This window comes from Arthrobacter sp. fls2-241-R2A-200 (assembly GCF_030209745.1).
In the GTDB taxonomy this organism is placed as follows: domain Bacteria; phylum Actinomycetota; class Actinomycetes; order Actinomycetales; family Micrococcaceae; genus Arthrobacter.
This window is the reverse complement of record NZ_JARVRJ010000009.1, coordinates 286,452-304,980: the sequence shown is the minus strand read 5'-3', so window position 1 is coordinate 304,980 and position 18,529 is coordinate 286,452. Positions and strand designations below refer to the sequence as shown.

The following is an 18,529-nucleotide window of genomic DNA, read 5'->3' as shown; positions in this document are numbered from 1 at the left end:
CCTTTCAAAGGTGGCGGCCTTGCCGCGCAACTGGCGGCGAGTCCGGGGGTGGTGCGTAGCGGCGTTGTTAAGCGTCGACGCGGGTCGGGGTGGTCTTGGTGATCTCGTCAGCCAGTTCGCGTTCCCGCTTGCCCCAAGTTTCTCGGGTAGCGACGGCGGCCCAGAGGCCGATGGCTGCAAACAAGCCGAAGAGCAGGGCCGGACCCATCCAACCGAAGCTGACAAAAAGCAATGTGGTGATGAAGGGGGTGAAGCCGGACACCATCGCTGAAATCTGGTACGCCAGGCTGGCGCCCGACGAACGGGTTTTAGCTTGGAAGAGCTCCGGGAACCAGGCACCTTGGGCCCCGGCGAGGGAGTTCTGGCACACGGCGTAGGAGATCACGACGGTGGCGATGACGAAGAAGAACAGTCCGGTGTTCACCAGCAGGAACATGGGAACGGCGAACAGGACGGCAAAAGCGCATGACCAGACGTAGACGGGGCGGCGGCCGATGTGGTCCGTTAGCCTGGCCCACGCTTGGGTAGCAAAGATTCCGATGGCCGAGGCGATGCAGAGGGCAACCAAAGTCTGGGTCTTATCCGCCAGATGTTGGCTGTTGAGGTAGGAGATCATGTAGGTGATGGACACGGCGTAGCCGGCGGTCTCCGCGATGCGGAGGCCAATGCCTTTCACGATGTTGCGCCAGTCGGTCTTGATCACTTCGATGACCGGGGACTTCACGATGGCCCCGCTGTCCTTGACCTCATCGAAAACAGGGGACTCGGGGACCTTGGACCGGATGATGAGGCCAACGGCCACCAGCACGATGCTTGCCAGGAAGGGAATCCGCCAAGCGAGTTGGCCGCCAAGGTTGCTGCTTGCCAAAAAGGTGAGGTTGGCCAGCAACAGGCCCACGGGGAAGCCGGCCTGGACGATTCCCGTGTATTTTCCCTTGTTCTTCCACGGAGCGTGCTCGTAGCTCATCAGGATGGCGCCGCCCCATTCCGCGCCGAAGGCCAGGCCCTGCACGATGCGCACGAAGACGAGCAGTGCCGGCGCCAGCAGTCCAACCATGGCATAGGTGGGGAGCAGGCCAATGGCGAAGGTTGCCAACCCCATCAGGATCAGTGAAGTAACCAACACCGGCTTCCGGCCTACTTTGTCGCCGAGGTGGCCACCAATAATTCCGCCCAGTGGCCGGGCAGCGAAGCCAACACCCAAGGTGGCAAAGGACGCGAGGGTCCCTGTGACCGGATCGCTTCCGGGGAAGAACGCGGTTCCGAAGTACAGCGCGGCAGCGGTGCCGAAACCGATGAAGTCATACGTCTCAATGACTGCGCCCACGCCGGAGCCGATTGCGACGCGGGTAGCGTCCCTGGTTCCGTGGACGTGGCCGCGCATTTTCAGAGCTTCATTGCTCATGGAGTTTTGTCCCTTTCGGTGAGCGATGAAGCACAAGCTCCCGCGCTGTCGACCGTTAACACTCTGACACGACAATAGTGACCTGCGTCATGCTTCATTGTCAACAGTCAACCTAAAGTGTTGACTGTTGACAGCTAGCCCATCTACAGTGATCCCCATCACCTCTTCTCAAGGAGCATCATGAGCCACACCATCCAGCGCACCGCCGTCCTGACCGGAGCAACCTCGGACCGCGGTATCGGCATGACAACCGCCCGCCGCTACGCCAGCGAAGGTTGGGGCGTCGTCATATTGGACCTCGACGGCGAGAAGTCCGCGAAGATCGCCGCCGAGATCGGCAACGAGTTCAATGTTCCCGCGTTCGGCCATGAGGTTGACGTTGCCAATGAGGCCTCGGTCATTGCCGCACAGGCGGCCGTAGCCGCGGAGGTGGCGGCAGGCAACCTCCCTCCGGTGGGCGCCCTGGCCAACATCGCCGGGATCACCTCTCCGCTCCCATTCCTGGAGACCACCTTGGAGCTCTGGCACAAGGTCATGAACGTCAATGCCACCGGCACCTACTTGGTAACCAAGGCGTTCCTGCCGGGCATGATCGAGAACGGGTGGGGCCGGATCGTCAACATGTCCTCGGTGTCCGCCCAACGTGGTGGCGGCATCTTCGGCAAGGTCCCCTACTCGGCGGCGAAAGCAGCGATCCTGGGCTTCACCAAAGCCCTGGCCCGGGAACTGGGCGCCACTGGAGTGACGGTTAATGCCATCACCCCTGGCGCGGTGGATACGAACATCCGCGTGGGCAGCACTGACGAGCAAGAAGCCGCCATTAACGCCGGCATCCCGCTGGGCCGAAACGCCACCACGGAGGAAGTTGCATCGGTGATCACTTTCCTCTCCTCCGAGGCCTCGGCCTACTTGACCGGCACCACCATCGACATCAACGGCGGCAGCCACCTGCACTAACGCCCTCGGCCTGGCGACTACACCCGGCAACTCAGCCTGACAACTTGGCGGGTCCTTGGCTAGCCCCTGTTGCGGTGCATCATCCTGTAGGTAAGTTCAGCCACGAGCTCCTCGTCTGAAAGGTGCGATGCCCTGGCGACCGGCCCCGAAGGAACTGCCGACCGGGCAGGTCCAGGACGCGCTTCATCGCCTGAACGCATGTCATCGGGGGTGATCATGTCGGGGGCAAAGGAAGATTTACCCCGCAGCACATCAGCCACGGAGCCGGGACGCCAACCTAGGGCATGTTCAACCTTGCGCTGGTTGATCTCCTGCGTTCGGCGTGTTCCCGATTCCAGCGTTCGGACGGTCTTGATAGCAGTACCTGCCTGCTTTGCAAGCTGCACTTGGCTCAGCCCTTGCGCAAGGCGTTCTTCTTTGATCAGGCGGCCTATGGTCTGCAGTGCTTCAAGTTCGTCCACAGTGCCCACTTTTCCATAGGCAATACACGGTAACCAAATCTAAGCTGGGGTCGCCGTTCAAGGCTGCCCCGCACCAGCGTCCAGATGGACCGCGTGTTCACTCAGGCCTAACGGGCAGGTTACTTGGTATCAATGTGGTTAAGTTGCGTGTAAGCGCTTGCATTTTCGGGAGATCCGTAGCTAATGTGAGGCTCACCACATCAACCGCACTGCGGAAAACTACTGGTTCACTCACTGAGGAGTTCCCAGCATGAAATCCAAGAAGTTACTGCTCCCGGCTGCGATCGCCGGAGTCCTCGCCATGTCCCTGACCGCCTGCGGCGGTGGAGGCGGGGGCGGCGGCAGCGCCAGTTCGGGGGGCGGCCTTTCCGGTGATGCGGCCAACAACCTCGATGGCCGCGGTCCGATTACTTATGTTCAAGGCAAGGACAACAGCAACGTGGTCCGCCCGCTCATCGACAAGTGGAACGCGGCGCACCCGAATGAGAAGGTGACGTTCAAGGAGCAGTCGGACCAGGCCGACCAACAGCACGACGACCTGGTGCAGAACTTCCAGGCCAAGAACCCGAACTACGACGTCATGAGCGTCGACGTCGTCTGGACGGCGGAATTCGCTGCCAAGGGGTGGCTGCAGCCGCTCAAGGACAAGACGTCCATTCCCACGGATGGCATGCTTGATGCAACGATCAAGAGCGCCACGTACAACGGCACTCTTTACGCAGCACCGCAGAGCTCCGACGGCGGTATCCTCTACTACCGCAGTGACCTCGTTCCCACTCCACCGAAGACGTGGGACGAGATGATGAGCATGTGCTCCATCGCGAAGGCCCACAACATCGGTTGCTACGCCGGTCAGTTCCAGAAATACGAAGGCCTGACCGTCAACGCTGCTGAAGCCATCAACTCGGCCGGCGGCAAGATCGTAGACGATTCGGGTAAGGCAGCCGTGAACACGGATCAGGCCAAGGCCGGACTCAACAACCTGGTCCAGGCTTACAAGGATGGCAACATCCCCACCGAAGCCATCACGTACCAGGAAGAGCAGGGTCGCCAGGCATTCGAAGACGGAAAGCTCCTCTTCCTCCGCAACTGGCCCTACGTTTACAACCTCGCGAAGACTGACGGTTCGTCCACTGTGAAAGACACGTTCAAGATGGCACCGCTTCCGGGTAAGAGCGGACCGGGCGCCTCATCACTGGGCGGCCACAACGTCGCCATGAGTGTCTACTCCAAGAACAAGGCCACCGTCTCGGACTTCCTCAAGTTCATCACCAGTGAAGAGACCCAGCGCTTCTACGCAACGCAGGGTTCGCTCGCCCCGGTTCTGACTAAGCTGTACGACGACCAGGCCCTCGTGGCCAAGTTGCCATACCTGCCGGTTCTGAAGACGTCTATCCAGAACGCGGTTCCGCGTCCTGTGACGCCGTTCTACCCCGCAGTGACCAAGGCTGTCCAGGACAACGCTTACGCAGCCCTCAAGGGAGAGAAGTCCGTGGATACGGCTATCTCCGACATGCAGAAGGCAATTGAGTCGGCCGGAGCAAAGTAACCATCCGGGCCACGGTCCGGCGGCCTTTCCTCACGGACGGGCGGCCGGACCGGCGGCAACGGCCTTCTCCCTGACAGGAGTCTTGACATGTCAACAGAACTTCAAAAGCCGAAGACGACGGCGGGTGGCGGGCAAAAACTGCCGGGCCGCGAAAGCGCGGACCGGAAGGAAGCCACGCAAGGCCGTTGGGCTTACACCCTGCTGGCCCCCTCCTTGGTCCTACTGGCGATCGTGATCATTTATCCAGTGATCAACGCAATCGTCATGTCCTTCCAGAAGGACTCTGGCCTGGACGCCACCACGGGGTTCTTCTCCGAAGGCGGCCCTGCTGGTTTCGACAACTACATTCACTGGCTGGTGCAGCAATGCACGGCCCCCGGCGGAGGCAGTGTTGCTTGTCCTCCGGGAACCTTGGGCGCCCAATTCTGGGACTCCATGGGCACAACGTTCTTCTTCACGCTGGTCACGGTTGCTTTTGAAACCGTCCTCGGCTTTTGGATGGCAATCATCATGGCGCGTGCATTCCGTGGACGCAGCCTGATCCGCGCAGCTGTCCTGGTACCGTGGGCCATCCCGACGGCCGTCACTGCAAAGCTGTGGTTCTTCATCTTCGCTTTCGAAGGCATCGCCAACAAGCTCTTCGGAACACAGATCTTGTGGACGGGTTCTGAGTGGCCTGCCAAGTGGGCCATTATCATCGCGGACGTCTGGAAAACCACGCCATTCATGGCATTGTTGATCCTTGCCGGCCTGCAGTTGATCCCGGACGAAGTCTATGAAGCTGCAAGGGTGGACGGTGCTTCCACGTGGCAGCGCTTCCGCCTGATCACGTTGCCGCTGGTCCGGCCCGCACTCATGGTTGCGATCCTGTTCCGTGTGCTTGACGCGCTGCGCATGTACGACCTTCCAGCCATCATGACCCAGGGCGCTAACGGAACAACCACCCTCTCGATTCTGGTGGTGCAACAGATCCGGCAAGGATTCAACACAGCTGCGGCCCTATCCACCATTACTTTCCTCGTGATCTTCCTCGTCGCCTTCATCTTCGTCCGCTTCCTTGGGGCCAACGCCGTCGATGCCGCAACCTCGTCCGGAAAGGCCAAGTGAGATGACCACAGCTACAGTTTCGAGGACGTCAGCAACCTCAACAGACCGGCCCAAGCGGCCGTTCAACTGGGGCTCCTTCCGCACGTACATCAGTGCGGCCATCATCCTGATTTGGTGCTTGGCACCGTTCTACTGGATGGTTGTCACGGCTTTCCGGGACGTCGGTTTTACGTTCGATACCACGCCTTTCTTCACGCACGTCACGTGGGACAACTTCGCCACTGTCTTCGACGAAAGCCTCGGCAACCACTTCGGCAAGAACCTCCTCAACAGCTTGATCGTTGGGGTGGTGACCACCGTCGTCGCACTTGTCGTTGGCGTGTTCGCAGCCTATGCCCTGGCGAGGTTGAACTTCCGATTCAAGTTCGTGGTGCTTGGCTTCATCCTGGGGGCTTCCATGTTCCCCGGTGTCGCCTTGGTTACGCCGCTCTTCCAGCTGTTCACCAACATCGGCTGGTTCGGTACCTACCAGGCCCTGATCATTCCCAATATTTCGTTCGTGCTTCCGTTGACCGTGTATACCCTCACCTCGTTCTTCCGTGAGATGCCATGGGAGCTTGAGGAAGCCGCTCGAATCGACGGATGTACGCAGGGCCAGGCATTCCGGAAGGTGATCCTGCCACTGGCTGCTCCAGCCACGTTCACCACGGCCATCCTTGCTTTCATCGCATCGTGGAACGAGTTCCTGATTGCCAGCCAGCTCTCGAATGACTCCACAAAGACCGTAACGGTGGCCATTGCCTACTTCGCCGGTTCCCAGCCTCATCAGGAACCGTATACGGCGGTCATGGCTGCCGGCACCGTGGTCACTATCCCGTTGGTCATTCTGGTGCTCATATTCCAGCGGAAGATTGTTGCCGGGCTGACGGCGGGTGCTGTCAAGTGACCAGTTCCGCCGATGCTGCTCCATCCGCTTCCTCCCGGCAAAATCCGGACCGGAAGAATCCGGACAGCAAGCATGTCCGGTCCGCTGAGGACTTTGACATCATCATTGGCCTGTTGGGTTTCTGGGGGCTTGTGCTTCTGGTGGTAACGGTTGCCATGGAACTCACCGGCCAGCCTGCTTTGGGTTGGGCGCTGGGACTGCTGGCGATTGTCTTGGCCTTATGGGGGATGTTTCGGCTCCGGAAGAAGCTGCCCCCGAGGACCACCAAGCGTCTGAAGTGAGTGGATTCGCAATATATGGCGTGAAATCGGCGGAGGGCATGGGGGCGGAATAGGCTGGGTGTGCCGTCTGGGAACGCCCCTCGGCTTTCGGCGTGCACCAATGAGGGGGCATCAGTGGCAAAGGCGAACGAACGGTCCCAACGTGGTGGCCATGCGGGAGTCAGCATCGAGGACGTCGCCGCAGCTGCTGGAGTCTCCACCGCAACAGTCTCCCGGGCGGTCAGGGGCCTGCCCCGCGTTTCCCCCGCCACCAGGGAAAAAATCCTTGAAGTAGCCGGTTCTCTTGGGTACGTGGCCTCGTCGTCGGCTTCCGGGCTGGCGACGGGCCGCACCCGGACCATCGGGGTCCTGGCCCCGTTCGTCAGCCGATGGTTTTTCTCCAAAGCCATCGAGGGCGCCGATCGGGAGCTGCACTCGCGCAAGTACAACCTGTCGCTCTTCAATCTCGGCGGCCATGGAAGCAACCGGGAACGCCTCTTCAGTTCCACCATGGTCTACAAACAAATCGATGCCTTACTGGTTCTCTGCATGTCCCTGAGCGCCGACGAACTCGAACACCTCCACAAGCTCGATATCCCCTTGGTTGTAGTGGGTGGGCACGTTGAAGATTGTGCCTACATCGGCATCAACGATTACGACGCCGCGTCCACTGCTGTCCGGCATCTGCTGGAACTGGGCCACACAGATATAGCACTGCTCCATGGAGACGACGAGACGGACCTCAACTTCGATGTTCCCCGCGTGCGTATCCGCGCCTTCCAAGAAGTCATGGCCGACGCCGGACTGGAAGTCCGTCCCGAATGGGATGAATGGGGAGACTTCACAGTGGCCAGCGGCCAACACGCATTCAAGCGTCTTTGGAAGCAACCCGGGCGCAAACCCACTGCAATCTTCTGTTCGTCGGACGAGATGGCCATGGGAGTCATCTTTGAGGCCGCCCGCCATGGTGTCCGCGTTCCCCAGGACCTTTCAGTCATCGGCATCGATGACCACGATTTCTCGTCCTCGCTCGGCCTGACCACCGTGGGCCAACGTCCTGACAACCAGGCTGAGCTCGCCACCAAGATGCTGCTCGATGAACTTGACGGTGTTACCGGGGCTGTCAGGTCGCAGGTAGCGCCGTTCGAGCTGATCATCCGCGAGACAACTGCCCCGCCACAGCACCTTGCTCAGGACGCCCGCGCCAACTGACGGATTGGTATCCAACGGGAAGCAAGACGGCGGTACGCGGCTGCGGCGCCTGTCATGTCGCCTTCCGCCAGGCATTCGATGCCCAGCCGCACGTCCATCGGTGATTCGTCTGGGTAGACCTTGTCCGCCACCGCACCGTAATCCAGTTCCACAAGGGACCGCGTGTGGAACAATTCCAGCCATTCGGTCAGCTGCGTCAAGTCATCGAGCATGTCCAGGTCCGGCGCGGCCAAAGCAAGATGGGCCACCGCGAACCGCGCCCGGTCCAGCGCTTCGGTCAGGGGCGTCCATACCCTCACGGTGAGGATGCGTCCGCCGGCTTCGACGACGTCCTTGCGGTCCCCTTCGGAGAATAAGGAGAACCAGCTGAACGGGATGCCCCAGGTGGACGCCCGGGTATGGACCCGTTTGGCATCCTCGCCCGCGTTGATCCGGTCTATCCGGAGCTGGTGCTTGTCCCGCTGCGATACGGGGATGAGCAAGTCCGCCAAGGGACTATGGATGCCGTCCATGAGCGCGTTGGCTGCCAAACCTGCCCGAATCACCAGCTGGCTGGGGCAGTAAAGGATCCGTCCGGCGTCGTCCTCATCTTTGCCGCCGTTCCCCGGAGCCAGGTGCCGGGCGGCAGGTACGCGGGTCATTCTCACCAGATCCGTGCGCCCGGTGGGAAAAGGATCGCCTCCCTCGCGGGTGATGCGGCCCAGCGATGCTTGCAGTTCCGCGTTTTCGACGGCGGCCCGGGAGCCGATCTTCCTGCCCTCTGCCACCAGTTGGCGTTGCTGGTCCGGCGGAAAGGCGGCGAGCGGTTCGTAAACCCGCAGTGAGGAAGAGAAGGGCAGGCCTGCTTGGCCCCCGTACAGGTTTCCAGCCATGATCGGCCTGCCCCTTCCCTTATCTCGCGTGTTTGCGTAGCTGGTTAATAAGGTTAATCGGCGAGTTCCACAATGACGGGCGCATGGTCCGAGGCGCCCTTGCCCTTGCGCTCCTCCCGGTCAATGGAAGCACCAGTGACCCGCGAAGCCAACGCGGGGGATGCCAAGCAGAAGTCGATGCGCATGCCTTCCTTCTTGGGGAAGCGCAGTTGCGTGTAGTCCCAGTAGGTGTAGACGCCCGGACCGGGCGTAAAGGGGCGGGCGACGTCGGTAAAACCGGCTGCTTCGAACGCGTGGAACGCGGCCCGCTCAGGTTCGCTGACGTGCGTGAAGTTGTTGTTCCGGAACAGCTCGATGTCCCAAACATCCTCATCGAAGGGGGCGATGTTCCAGTCGCCCATCAGCGCGATCTTGGCGGTCGGATCGGACTTTACCCACTCGGCCGCGTGGCCCTGCAGGACGTCCAGCCACTTGATCTTGTACGGCATGTGTTCGTCGTCCAACGAGCGGCCGTTGGGAACGTACAGGCTCCAGATGCGCATGCCGCCACAGGTCGCGGCGATGGCGCGGGCCTCCTGTGCGGGGTCCTTGCCTGCCTTGCCGAACATTGGCTGGTCCGGAAACGTCCGCTCGACGTCATCCAAACCCACCCGGGAAGCGATGGCGACGCCGTTCCACTGGTTCACGCCAAAGTGCGCGACCTCGTAGCCCATGCGCTCAAAAAGCTCCCACGGAAAGTTCTCGTCCTTGCACTTGGTCTCCTGGATGGCCAGGACGTCACAGTCGCTGCGGTCAAGCCAGGCTTCAACTCGGTCAGCGCGGGCACGGAGGGAGTTCACATTCCAGGTAGCTATCTTCACAGCCACTAACTTACCGAACTTGGCGCTCGGTGCACCCCCCAACCGGCTAGTGGGCGTACAACGACCGGGACGCGAGCCTGCGGAGGGTGATGCCCGAAACGATCAACAGCAGACCCGTGACGATGGCAAACGCAGCGAGCATTCCCATGAGCCCCAGAATCCCGATGCCTGGATTGGTGAGGACCACTATCCCGAACACAGTGGTGATGAATCCTGTGAGGAACCAGATGCCCCACCGAGCGATGAAGTTCCTCGCGGCAAACGCCAGCACCATCTGCGAAATCCCCAGGATCAGGGCCCACAGCCCGATCAAGACGGCGACGGCGGTGGCAGTGATCCCCGGCCAGGCAACGGCCACGATGCCAGCTGCAATGGAGATAAAGCCGCCCACCATCGTCCAACTGGAACGGCCCGCGGGATCGTAGAAGTAATGGGCAACACTGGTGATGCCGTCAACTATCGCGAAGATCCCAAAAAGGACCACGATTCCGAATGCCGTGGCCCCCGGCAAAACGGTGATGAGGAGCCCAAAAACGACGGCGAGGGCTCCCCGGACCAGCAGCGCCGTTCCTGGGTGTTTGTACATTCTGCGACCCGATACGTCAGACATACCGTCAGCGTAGCCAACCGTCCGCCTATTCGAAACAGTTGGGTACTAGAGGGCCTCAAGGACGCTGACGTAGTTGGCGATACCCACTCCGCCCATGTTTTGCACGGCTCCGCGCCGGGCGTTGGGCAGTTGCATATCGCCGGCGGTACCGGACAGTTGCATGGCGGCGATGACGTGCTGCGATACGCCGGTGGCGCCCACAGGGTGGCCCTTTGCCTTCAGCCCGCCTGAGATGTTGACGGGCAGTTTTCCATCCTTGTACACCCAGCCCTCCTGGATAGCCCGTGCACCTTCACCCCGCGGCGTCAGGCCCATGGCTTCGTACATAACCAACTCGGCGATGGTGAAACAGTCGTGGACCTCCGCGAAGTCGAGGTCCCCGACGCCGACGCCAGCCATGCGGAATGCCCGCTCCCAGGAGGCCCGGGTGGCAGCGAATTCCGTGGGATCCCGTTTCTCCGCGGGGAAAAAGTCGTTCGCATGTCCGAATCCAGCAAGGCGCACCGGCGCGGTGGTGCCTCCGGTTGCCGTCGTTGAAATCACGACGGCGGCAGCCCCGTCCGAGACTGGCGAGCAGTCCGTGCGGCGCAACGGTTCGGCCACCATGGGGTTCTTCTCGGAAATGGTGCGGCAGAACTCTTCACCGAAGTCCCGATGCATCTGGGCGTACGGGTTGGCCATGCCGTTGTGGTGGTTCTTGGCGGCAATGGAACCGAGGACATCACCGAGGCCGGCTTCAAATCCAGGGGCCGCGATCTTGGAGCCATACCGCTTGTCGTAGTGCTTGGCCACCTCAGCGAAGAGGCCGGTGAAGCCGGTGGTGGAGGCCTTGCCCGCCATTTCGTAGGAAGCACCCAGTAGTGCCGCCCCCACGACGTCCGCACCGGCGTCGGTCATTTTCTCGGCACCGATCACCAGGACGTTCCGTGCGGTCCCGGCGAGGAGGGCCTTGACGCCTTGCTGGAAAGCGGCCGACCCGGAGGCGCAGGCATTCTCCGTGCGTGTTGCCGGGACGTTGGCGAGGTCTTCGGACAGCTGAAGTGCCAGGGAGGAGGTGAAGCCCAGTGGCTGCATCCCTGAGTTGAACTGGCCGAGGTAGATCTCGTCGATGTCCTTCGGGTCCAGGCCCGAGTTGCGTATCGCTTCCCCGGCTACCTGCACGATCAACGATTCCAGGGTGTCATCGGTCAGTTTGCCGAATTTGCTGTGGCCCCATCCCGTGAGAAGGACATCTTTGCCGAACTGGTCATGGAGGCTCATGCGCGTACTCCTTCGAGGGTGCTTTCTTCCGTGCCGACTTCCAGCGCGACGGTGAATTCAGCCTCCGTCTTGCTGCGGATCTCTTCAACAGTGACGCCGGGGGCGAGCCGGGTCAGCACGAGGGCGGTGCCGCCGTCGTGCGGTTCTGCGCCAGGGGCAGCCTGTTCCGGAACGATGTCGAAAACGGCGAGGTCGGTGATGATCCGATCAACGCACTTGAGTCCGGTGAGCGGCAGGGTGCATTCCGTGACGATCTTCGCCGTTCCGTCTTTGGCGTTGTGTTCGGTGAGGACCACCACGCGCGGAGTGCCAGCCACCAGGTCCATGGCCCCGCCCATGCCCTTGACCATCTTCCCCGGGATGGTCCAGTTGGCGAGGTCGCCGCTGCCGGAGACCTGCATTGCGCCGAGGATGGCAACTTTTACATGTCCGCCCCGGATCATTCCAAAAGACGTGGCGGAGTCGAAGATGCTGCCGCCGGGGGTGATGGTGACGGTTTGCTTGCCCGCGTTGATAAGGTCGGCGTCTTCCTCGCCGTCGTAGGGGAAAGGGCCCATGCCGAGCAAGCCGTTCTCGCTCTGCAGGACCACCCGCACGTCGTCGGGCAGGTTGTTGGCCACCAACGTGGGGATGCCGATGCCGAGGTTGACGTAGTCGCCGTCGGTCAGCTCTTCAGCTGCGATCGCGGCCATCTGGTCTCGCGTCCATGCCATGGTGTGTGCTCCTTGCTTAGACCGTGAAGTGCTTAGACCGTTGCGTGCACCGGCCGCGGCCGGACGGTCCGTTGTTCGATGTCCTTCACCCGGTCTGTGGCCTGGACCAGACGCTGGACATAGACGCCGGGGGTGACGATGTGGTTTGGATCCAACTCGCCCGGCGCCACGATGACCTCAGCCTCGGCGATGGTCACGGCACCGGCCGTGGCCACTACCGGGTTGAAGTTCCGGGCCGTGTAGCGGTAGATCAGGTTGCCGTCGGTATCGGCAGTATGCGCGTGGACGAGTGCGACGTCGGCGGTGATGGCGCGCTCGCGGACGTACGTCACGCCGTCGAACTCTTCCAAGGGCTTGCCTTCGGCCACTAAGGTGCCCACACCCGTGCGCGTGTAGAAGGCCGGGATACCTGCGCCCCCAGCGCGGAGGCGCTCGGCGAGGGTGCCTTGGGGCGTGAACTCGACCTCAAGTTTCCCGGCCAGGTACTGCTCGGCGAACAGCTTGTTTTCGCCCACGTAGGACGCAATGACCTTCCGCACTTGACCGGCCTCGATCAGCACGCCGAGGCCCTTACCATCCACGCCCATGTTGTTGGAGACGATGGTGAGGTCCTTGGCGCCTGAATCACGCACGGCGTCAATCAGGTCCGCCGGGATGCCACTTAAACCAAAACCTCCGACGGCGATGGTCAAGCCGTCTGCCATCACGTCCTGCAGCGCGAGGGCGGCGCTCGTGTGGATCTTTGTCATTCTGAGCTCCCCTTTGAGTGTTGGCATATCCACTTTGTGGACCTGGCCCGTCTGTATGTGAGCCTAGGTTTTGGCTGATGATGGGTCAACGGTTCGCATGCTGATCCACCCACTCTGTGGACGCTACACTGAAGAGTGTCCATAATGTGGATGAAATTTAGGAAAGGGTGCCATGGCAGTGCAGGGAGCGCAGGTGGTAGGCAGGGTGGCCCTGCTGCTGAGGTTGGTGGGCCGCAAGCCTGAGGGGACGTCCCTGGCCGGCCTGGTCCGCGAGTCCGGGTTAACCCGCCCCACCGTGCACCGGCTGCTGTCATCACTGGCAGCCGAGGGCCTGCTTGAACACAATTCCGCCACCGGCAAGTGGGCCTTGGGCTCGGAAATCTTCTTGCTCGGATCTGTGGCGGCGGCCCGATTCCCGATGGAGGAGATCGCCCGTCCATCGCTCCGCCGGTTGGCCGCTGAAACAGGGGAGAGCGCGTTCTTTTCCATCCGTCGAGGCAACGAGACCGTGTGCGTTCTGCGGGAAGAAGGTTCATTCCCGGTGCGGTCTTTCGTGCTCCACGAGGGAGTGCGATTCCCGTTGGGAGTAGCGTCCGCGGGAACGGCGATCCTTGCCTTCATGCCTCTCGAAGAGCAGGAAGCTTTGCTCACTCAATGGCCTGCCCATGCCGGTGACTTCGCCGCTGGGCACCCCGCTGACATTGTGCGTGAAAACCTTGAAAGAACCCGGTTGACAGGCTATTCCGTCAACCCGGGCCTGGTTTTGGAAGGCAGCTGGGGCATGGGGGCGGCGGTGTTCGACCAGCACGGAGAACCCGCGTGGGCCCTTTCCTTGACGGGCATCGAACCGCGCTTCCGGCCCGACCGGCAGGAGTTCCTTGGCAAACTCCTGCTGGCCGAAGCGCACCGGATGACGGCGAGGCTGCAGGGCAGCTGAGAGGTTATCCGAACGTGAATGAGTACGCCTGGATACCCTTTGGCACCTGCACTTGAAGACTGCCAGCGCTGCTCGAGGAATCGTCCACGATCTTGTACAGCGTGGGCGTTCCGGAGACTGCCACCGGAGTGCTCTTACCATTCCGGATCACGTTCAAGGTGCCCTGGCCGCTAACCACGATGTACACCTGCTTGGCGTGGTACTTCAACGCTATGGATGAGCCATCGCCAGTGGGCGTAATGGACTGCGTGCCCAGATCCCAACCCCCGGCGAGCGCGTAGCTATCGGCCGCTTGGGCTGCCGGTGCTGTGTAGACGCCCGGGCCCGCCTTGTACGGTTCGGTGCCCCCGTAATTGACCTTCTTGGTGGTCCCAAAATAAGTCTCGGGAGTCGTGGCTCCCGCGACGGGGCCGGCGTCGGACTTCTCCGTCGGGGCCGGAAGCGTTGCCGACGGGTTGGCCTGCTGCAGCAATTCGCGGATGAGCTTCTCCGTGGTCTGGTAGCCGCCCTCGCCGAATTGGATTTGCCGGACGGTACCCGAGGAATCGATCAAGTAGTGTGCGGGCCAGTAGCGGTTACGGTAGTTGGTCCAGGTGGAGAGGTTGTTATCAATCCCCACCGGATAGGTGATCCCGAGGTTCTGTGCCCCGGCCATCACGTTGTGGGGTTCCTTCTCGAAGGCATACTCGGGGGAGTGCACGCCGACGATTTCCAGTCCGGCGGCCTTGTAGGCGCTGTACCAATCGGTCAGGTGCGGAACCGAACGCTGGCAGTTGATGCAGGAGTAGGCCCAGAAGTCCACCAGGACTACCTTGCCCTTCAGGTCTTTCAAGTTCACCGGTTGGTTACCGGGCGTGTTGAACCACTGCTGGATGCCCTTCAGATCCGGTGCGGTGCCGCAGGATTCCAGTTCGGTGCCGCCGTTGCTGCATTTGTCGAGGTCCTTGTTCTGGTCATTGACCAGTCCGCCGAGATCCAAGGCTTTCTTGACGCTTTCATTGTCCTGGACTTGTGCCTGCAGCGTGGAGGTGTAGTCCGGGACAAGCCTCTGGAGTAGTTGGGGCAGGTTGAAGACAAGCCCGATGGCCAGGGCGATCATCATGATGCCGCCTGCAACGCGGATCTTGCGCTGGTTCTTGCGGAACGTCTTGACCCTTTCGGCTACGCGGCGGCCGGCAAGGGCGAACACCAGCAGAGGCAAGGCGGCGCCCAAGGCGAACGTCAACGTGAGGACGATGGTTTCCGTGCCGATCCGGCCGGTTGCGCCAGCCACCGCGATGGCGGCGAGCACTGGTCCTGCACAGGGAACATAGACGACGCCGAGGGCCAGCCCCAACACCAGCCCACCATTTTCCGTGCCTACCCTGCGCTGCGGTACCCATGAGAACGGCTTCTCCAGGAGGTGCTGGAAGCGCTCAAAGATCAGCCCGAGGCCGATCAGCACCAGCACCACTAGCCCAATCCAGCGCACCAGGTCCTGTGGCAGGTTCACCAGCGTCAGAAGGAACGAGCCCACCAACGTGAAAACACTGAAGCTGATCACCAGCCCCAGGATGACAAGGTAGGGCCGCAAGCCCGCCTTGCGCCGGCGCTTGGCTTCAGCCTTAAGATCGACGGGCCCTTGGCGCGCTCCCTGCACGCCACCGGATAAGAAGATGACCGGAAGGACAGGAAGGATGCAGGGGGAGATCCCCGTGATCAATCCGCCCAGCAGGCCGATAAGTGCTAGTTGCAACATTGCGTCTCCCAACGTTTGCCGGGCGGCTGCAACGTAAGCCGGCTCCGGATATCTGCAAGCAGTTCGGAGCCGAGGCCCGTGTGGCTTGGTCGAAAAACTTTTTCGATCAGTACCCATCCAGCTGGTGCCGACCTCCGAATAGCTGGTGAGACACAAACTGCCGGGCAAACAAACCGCCGGCGGCCCGGGTCCCACCAACCAACGGAACCAACGCCCTGGTTCCACAAAAAAGGAGAATGACATGTTGTCCACAAAGCGCCCCGCTCTCGCCTTCGTCGGCCTCACCGCAGCTGCCCTTCTCGGCCTTACTGCGTGTGGTGGTTCGAGCACCTCCAGCACCGCCTCCACTCCGGCCGCAGCGCCCTCATCTGCGGCATCATCGTCCATGGCAGCGTCGCCGTCGATGTCCGCTACTGCCAGCGCGGCCATGGATCCTACACGTGACCTTGTTGGGCCGGGCTGCGCAGGCTACGCGGCGCAAGTTCCCAGTGGTGCGGGCTCGGTCCTGGGCATGTCACAGGACCCGGTAGCTGTCGCCGCCTCCAACAACCCTCTCTTGAGGACCCTGACGTCCGCAGTCTCGGGGAAGCTGAACCCGAAGGTGGATCTGGTATCCACCTTGGACGGCAGCGAGTTCACGGTGATCGCGCCTGTTGACTCCGCGTTCGCCAAGATCGACCCCGCCACCATCGCAACGCTCAAGACTGATGACGCCTTGCTGAGCAAGATCCTCACCTACCACGTGATCCCCGGCCAGCTGACGCCTGATCAGATGGTGGGCACACACAAGACCGTGCAAGGCGGGGACGTGACGGTGGCCGGCACCAAAGATGCGTTGACTGTAAATGGCGCCAATGTTATTTGCGGTGGCGTCCACACGGCTAATGCAACGGTTTACCTCGTGGACTCCGTATTGATGCCCAAGTAAAAAACTCAATTGCTGAAAGTGACGCCCTTTACCCTAGATGTAGAGGGCATTACTTTCGGCCACCGAGAGTTAATCTGGTTTCCCGGTCAGGACTGGGATATCATGAAAAAACAGGACATTCGCTGATGCAGACCGGCGGCCCGTACTTCTCTCTTAGAAGAGGCCACCGCAATGACCGACACCCAAATCGCCCGTTTTCTCCGTGACAGCGTGGTGTTCGAGGACGACACCGAAAAAGGCCTGGACTTCGACACCCTCTACGGCTTGTATATCAGCTGGTGCGTACTGGAACGCAAGGTTCCGATTCCCGATTCAGCTTTCAAGACCGCGCTTCAACTCGAGGGCATCAAGTCCGCCAAGGAAATCGGCCACAGGATCTATCCCGGCATGAGCATGGTGGGGCCTGCCGCAAGGGACTACGTGGTGAACAACGTGCCCATGTGGACTGAAACGGCCTCGGCTCCGGCTCCCGTACTGATGGAAATCGGCGAGGAAGCCATCGCTTTCAGCGCCTGACCTCCACCGGCTTCGCCCAACATCTCACCAACAGCCCATGCCCCTAGTATTCGTTAGGGACATGGGCTGTTCCCATGCCTGCGCTGAAAGGAAAAATGAAGCCGTCCATCGTTTGGTTCCGCGACGACCTCAGGGTCGCTGACAACCCCGCGCTCCGTGCCGCAGTGGACGACGGCGCCGCCGTCGCGCTTTACGTCCTTGACGAGGAATCAGCGGGCCTTCGCCCCCATGGTGGTGCGTCGCGCTGGTGGCTGCACCATTCCTTGTTGGCGCTCCGCGCCGAGTTGGACAAACTGGGCATCCCGCTGGTGTTGCGTCGCGGCCGGGCGTTTGAGGTTGTCCAAGAATTGACGACGACGCCCGGCGCCGGCGCACTCTACTGGAACCGGCGGTACGGCGCGGCGGAGCGAACGGTCGACGCCGGCATCAAGGCTTGGGCGCGCGAGGCCGGACTTCACGTCTCGAGTTTCCAGGCCTCACTGCTTCACGAGCCGTGGAACGTGACCACCAAAACGGGGGGTCAGTACAAGGTCTTCACGCCTTTCTGGCGTACCGTTTCGGCGCAGGATTTTCGGGAGCCGCTGCCCGTGCCTGAAGCCGGCCACGGCTACGCAGGTGCCATGGCTGAAAGTGATGACTTGGAGTCCTGGTCACTGCTGCCCACAAAGCCGGACTGGGCAGGAGAGTTGGCGCAAGCGTGGACGCCTGGGGCTGCCGCGGGCCACAAACGCCTTGCCCGCTTCGTGTCGGAGGGTCTTTCCAATTACAGCGAGGGCCGTAACCGTCCGGACACTGACGGCAGCAGCGGCCTTTCCCCGTACCTGAGATGGGGTGAGCTCAGCCCTTACGAAGTGTGGCACGCGCTTGGGGAAAAGCGGTCCGAGAGCAGCAGCATCTTCGCTTCGGAGCTGGGGTGGCGCGAGTTCTGCTGGCACCAGTACTTCCACAACCCGCAGCTTGCCACGGCGAACCTCCGCCCGGAGTTTGACCGTTTCCCGTGGGCGTGGCCGGGCAGTGACGGCAGTAACGGGCGCGAACCCGGCCACGATGGCGCCCCCCGGGAGTTCCGCGCCTGGAAAAAAGGAATCACTGGATTCCCTTTGGTTGACGCAGGCCAGCGGCAACTCTGGGCCACAGGCTGGATGCACAACCGTGTACGCATGGTCGCGGCCAGCTTCCTGGTGAAAAACCTCGGCATCCACTGGCAACTCGGCGAGCAATGGTTCTGGGACACCCTTGTTGACGCGGACCCGGCGTCCAACCCGGCCAACTGGCAGTGGGTGGCCGGCTCCGGGGCGGACGCCTCCCCGTTCTTCCGGATCTTCAACCCGGAGGGGCAGCGGACCAAGTTCGACCCCCAAGGCAAGTACATCGCCCACTGGATCCCCGAGTTCGGCACTCCGGACTACCCGGAAGGAATCGTGGACCTCAAGACCACCCGGGCCGAGGCCTTGGAGGCATACAAGGGCATGAGGGAAGTCCACTAGCGAACTCTTCGCCTGGGTGGGG

At 61.7% G+C, this 18,529-nt stretch carries 19 protein-coding genes; 10 read left to right on the top strand and 9 right to left on the bottom strand.

Translation table 11 applies throughout. The annotated features are described in order from the left end of the window. Positions 1–67: 67 nt before the first annotated feature. The gene (locus QRN42_RS11415) at positions 68–1,405 is read right to left on the bottom strand and encodes an MFS transporter (protein WP_284979280.1); all 1,338 of its coding nucleotides are present in this window, start codon (positions 1,403–1,405) and stop codon (positions 68–70) included. A 180-nt stretch (positions 1,406–1,585) separates the two neighbouring features. Between QRN42_RS11415 and QRN42_RS11410 the strand changes: the two genes are divergently transcribed. Further along, positions 1,586–2,362 carry an SDR family NAD(P)-dependent oxidoreductase gene (locus QRN42_RS11410; RefSeq protein ID WP_284979279.1) on the top strand — a complete coding sequence of 259 codons (777 nt, stop codon included), beginning with the start codon at positions 1,586–1,588 and terminating at the stop codon, positions 2,360–2,362. A gap of 59 nt (positions 2,363–2,421) precedes the next feature. On the opposite strand, the gene QRN42_RS11405 is transcribed toward QRN42_RS11410, so the two are convergent. Then, positions 2,422–2,823 (bottom strand): helix-turn-helix domain-containing protein, encoded by a 402-nt coding sequence (locus tag QRN42_RS11405; protein WP_284979278.1) that lies wholly within the window; start codon positions 2,821–2,823, stop codon positions 2,422–2,424. 250 nt (positions 2,824–3,073) lie between these two features. Between QRN42_RS11405 and QRN42_RS11400 the strand changes: the two genes are divergently transcribed. The 5 genes from QRN42_RS11400 to QRN42_RS11380 all read left to right on the top strand — a co-directional run bounded on the left by QRN42_RS11400 (position 3,074) and on the right by QRN42_RS11380 (position 7,837). After that, the gene (locus QRN42_RS11400; RefSeq protein ID WP_284975814.1) at positions 3,074–4,372 is read left to right on the top strand and encodes an ABC transporter substrate-binding protein; all 1,299 of its coding nucleotides are present in this window, start codon (positions 3,074–3,076) and stop codon (positions 4,370–4,372) included. A gap of 87 nt (positions 4,373–4,459) precedes the next feature. Then, entirely contained in the window at positions 4,460–5,479 is a 1,020-nt protein-coding gene (locus QRN42_RS11395; protein ID WP_284975813.1) for a carbohydrate ABC transporter permease, read from the top strand. Between the two features lies 1 nt (position 5,480). Further along, on the top strand, positions 5,481–6,365 hold the full coding sequence (locus QRN42_RS11390; protein ID WP_284975812.1) for a carbohydrate ABC transporter permease: 885 nt from the start codon (positions 5,481–5,483) through the stop codon (positions 6,363–6,365). After that, a complete protein-coding gene (locus QRN42_RS11385; protein ID WP_284979277.1) occupies positions 6,362–6,646 on the top strand; it encodes a hypothetical protein in 285 nt (94 codons plus the stop codon). The genes QRN42_RS11390 and QRN42_RS11385 overlap by 4 nt, the downstream gene beginning before the upstream one ends. Before the next feature lie 114 nt (positions 6,647–6,760). Then, complete coding sequence (locus QRN42_RS11380; protein WP_284979276.1) at positions 6,761–7,837, top strand: LacI family DNA-binding transcriptional regulator; 1,077 nt, start codon at positions 6,761–6,763, stop codon at positions 7,835–7,837. Here QRN42_RS11380 and QRN42_RS11375 read toward each other — a convergent pair. The 6 genes from QRN42_RS11375 to QRN42_RS11350 are packed head-to-tail and all read right to left on the bottom strand — an operon-like array spanning position 7,816 to position 12,901. Next, on the bottom strand, positions 7,816–8,709 hold the full coding sequence (locus QRN42_RS11375) for a DUF8083 family protein (protein WP_284979275.1): 894 nt from the start codon (positions 8,707–8,709) through the stop codon (positions 7,816–7,818). The two genes, QRN42_RS11380 and QRN42_RS11375, sit on opposite strands and share 22 nt — an antisense overlap. Before the next feature lie 53 nt (positions 8,710–8,762). Continuing rightward, complete coding sequence (locus tag QRN42_RS11370; RefSeq protein ID WP_284979274.1) at positions 8,763–9,569, bottom strand: exodeoxyribonuclease III; 807 nt, start codon at positions 9,567–9,569, stop codon at positions 8,763–8,765. 46 nt (positions 9,570–9,615) lie between these two features. After that, entirely contained in the window at positions 9,616–10,179 is a 564-nt protein-coding gene (locus QRN42_RS11365; protein WP_284979273.1) for an HdeD family acid-resistance protein, read from the bottom strand. A gap of 45 nt (positions 10,180–10,224) precedes the next feature. Beyond that, positions 10,225–11,439, bottom strand: a complete 1,215-nt coding sequence (locus QRN42_RS11360; RefSeq protein ID WP_284979271.1) for an acetyl-CoA acetyltransferase — start codon at positions 11,437–11,439, stop codon at positions 10,225–10,227. Then, the gene (locus QRN42_RS11355) at positions 11,436–12,152 is read right to left on the bottom strand and encodes a CoA transferase subunit B (protein WP_284979270.1); all 717 of its coding nucleotides are present in this window, start codon (positions 12,150–12,152) and stop codon (positions 11,436–11,438) included. The genes QRN42_RS11360 and QRN42_RS11355 overlap by 4 nt, the downstream gene beginning before the upstream one ends. 32 nt (positions 12,153–12,184) lie before the next feature. Further along, a complete protein-coding gene (locus QRN42_RS11350; RefSeq protein ID WP_284979269.1) occupies positions 12,185–12,901 on the bottom strand; it encodes a CoA transferase subunit A in 717 nt (238 codons plus the stop codon). Between the two features lie 172 nt (positions 12,902–13,073). On the opposite strand from QRN42_RS11350, the gene QRN42_RS11345 reads away from it, so the two are divergent. Then, positions 13,074–13,838 carry an IclR family transcriptional regulator gene (locus tag QRN42_RS11345; protein ID WP_284979268.1) on the top strand — a complete coding sequence of 255 codons (765 nt, stop codon included), beginning with the start codon at positions 13,074–13,076 and terminating at the stop codon, positions 13,836–13,838. Positions 13,839–13,842: 4 nt separating this feature from the next. Here QRN42_RS11345 and QRN42_RS11340 read toward each other — a convergent pair whose 3' ends face one another. Further along, positions 13,843–15,576, bottom strand: a complete 1,734-nt coding sequence (locus tag QRN42_RS11340) for a cytochrome c biogenesis protein DipZ (RefSeq protein WP_284979267.1) — start codon at positions 15,574–15,576, stop codon at positions 13,843–13,845. 241 nt (positions 15,577–15,817) lie between these two features. On the opposite strand from QRN42_RS11340, the gene QRN42_RS11335 reads away from it, so the two are divergent. The 3 genes from QRN42_RS11335 (at position 15,818) to QRN42_RS11325 (ending at position 18,507) form a co-directional block, all read left to right on the top strand. Beyond that, complete coding sequence (locus QRN42_RS11335) at positions 15,818–16,504, top strand: fasciclin domain-containing protein (protein WP_284979266.1); 687 nt, start codon at positions 15,818–15,820, stop codon at positions 16,502–16,504. Positions 16,505–16,675: 171 nt separating this feature from the next. After that, complete coding sequence (locus tag QRN42_RS11330; RefSeq protein ID WP_284975800.1) at positions 16,676–17,020, top strand: hypothetical protein; 345 nt, start codon at positions 16,676–16,678, stop codon at positions 17,018–17,020. A 95-nt stretch (positions 17,021–17,115) separates the two neighbouring features. Beyond that, a complete protein-coding gene (locus QRN42_RS11325) occupies positions 17,116–18,507 on the top strand; it encodes a cryptochrome/photolyase family protein (protein WP_284979265.1) in 1,392 nt (463 codons plus the stop codon). Positions 18,508–18,529: the final 22 nt, after the last annotated feature.

Excerpts from the sequence above, each read along its gene's own strand:
- QRN42_RS11390 (WP_284975812.1), top strand. The coding sequence starts at position 5,481 with ATGACCACAGCTACAGTTTCGAGGACGTCAGCAACCTCAACAGACCGG.
- QRN42_RS11400 (WP_284975814.1), top strand. The coding sequence starts at position 3,074 with ATGAAATCCAAGAAGTTACTGCTCCCGGCTGCGATCGCCGGAGTCCTC.
- QRN42_RS11350 (WP_284979269.1), bottom strand. The coding sequence starts at position 12,901 with ATGACAAAGATCCACACGAGCGCCGCCCTCGCGCTGCAGGACGTGATG.
- QRN42_RS11330 (WP_284975800.1), top strand. The coding sequence starts at position 16,676 with ATGACCGACACCCAAATCGCCCGTTTTCTCCGTGACAGCGTGGTGTTC.
- QRN42_RS11410 (WP_284979279.1), top strand. The coding sequence starts at position 1,586 with ATGAGCCACACCATCCAGCGCACCGCCGTCCTGACCGGAGCAACCTCG.
- QRN42_RS11340 (WP_284979267.1), bottom strand. The coding sequence starts at position 15,576 with ATGTTGCAACTAGCACTTATCGGCCTGCTGGGCGGATTGATCACGGGG.
- QRN42_RS11360 (WP_284979271.1), bottom strand. The coding sequence starts at position 11,439 with ATGAGCCTCCATGACCAGTTCGGCAAAGATGTCCTTCTCACGGGATGG.
- QRN42_RS11325 (WP_284979265.1), top strand. The coding sequence starts at position 17,116 with ATGAAGCCGTCCATCGTTTGGTTCCGCGACGACCTCAGGGTCGCTGAC.
- QRN42_RS11335 (WP_284979266.1), top strand. The coding sequence starts at position 15,818 with ATGTTGTCCACAAAGCGCCCCGCTCTCGCCTTCGTCGGCCTCACCGCA.
- QRN42_RS11345 (WP_284979268.1), top strand. The coding sequence starts at position 13,074 with ATGGCAGTGCAGGGAGCGCAGGTGGTAGGCAGGGTGGCCCTGCTGCTG.
- QRN42_RS11355 (WP_284979270.1), bottom strand. The coding sequence starts at position 12,152 with ATGGCATGGACGCGAGACCAGATGGCCGCGATCGCAGCTGAAGAGCTG.
- QRN42_RS11415 (WP_284979280.1), bottom strand. The coding sequence starts at position 1,405 with ATGAGCAATGAAGCTCTGAAAATGCGCGGCCACGTCCACGGAACCAGG.
- QRN42_RS11375 (WP_284979275.1), bottom strand. The coding sequence starts at position 8,709 with ATGGCTGGAAACCTGTACGGGGGCCAAGCAGGCCTGCCCTTCTCTTCC.
- QRN42_RS11365 (WP_284979273.1), bottom strand. The coding sequence starts at position 10,179 with ATGTCTGACGTATCGGGTCGCAGAATGTACAAACACCCAGGAACGGCG.
- QRN42_RS11395 (WP_284975813.1), top strand. The coding sequence starts at position 4,460 with ATGTCAACAGAACTTCAAAAGCCGAAGACGACGGCGGGTGGCGGGCAA.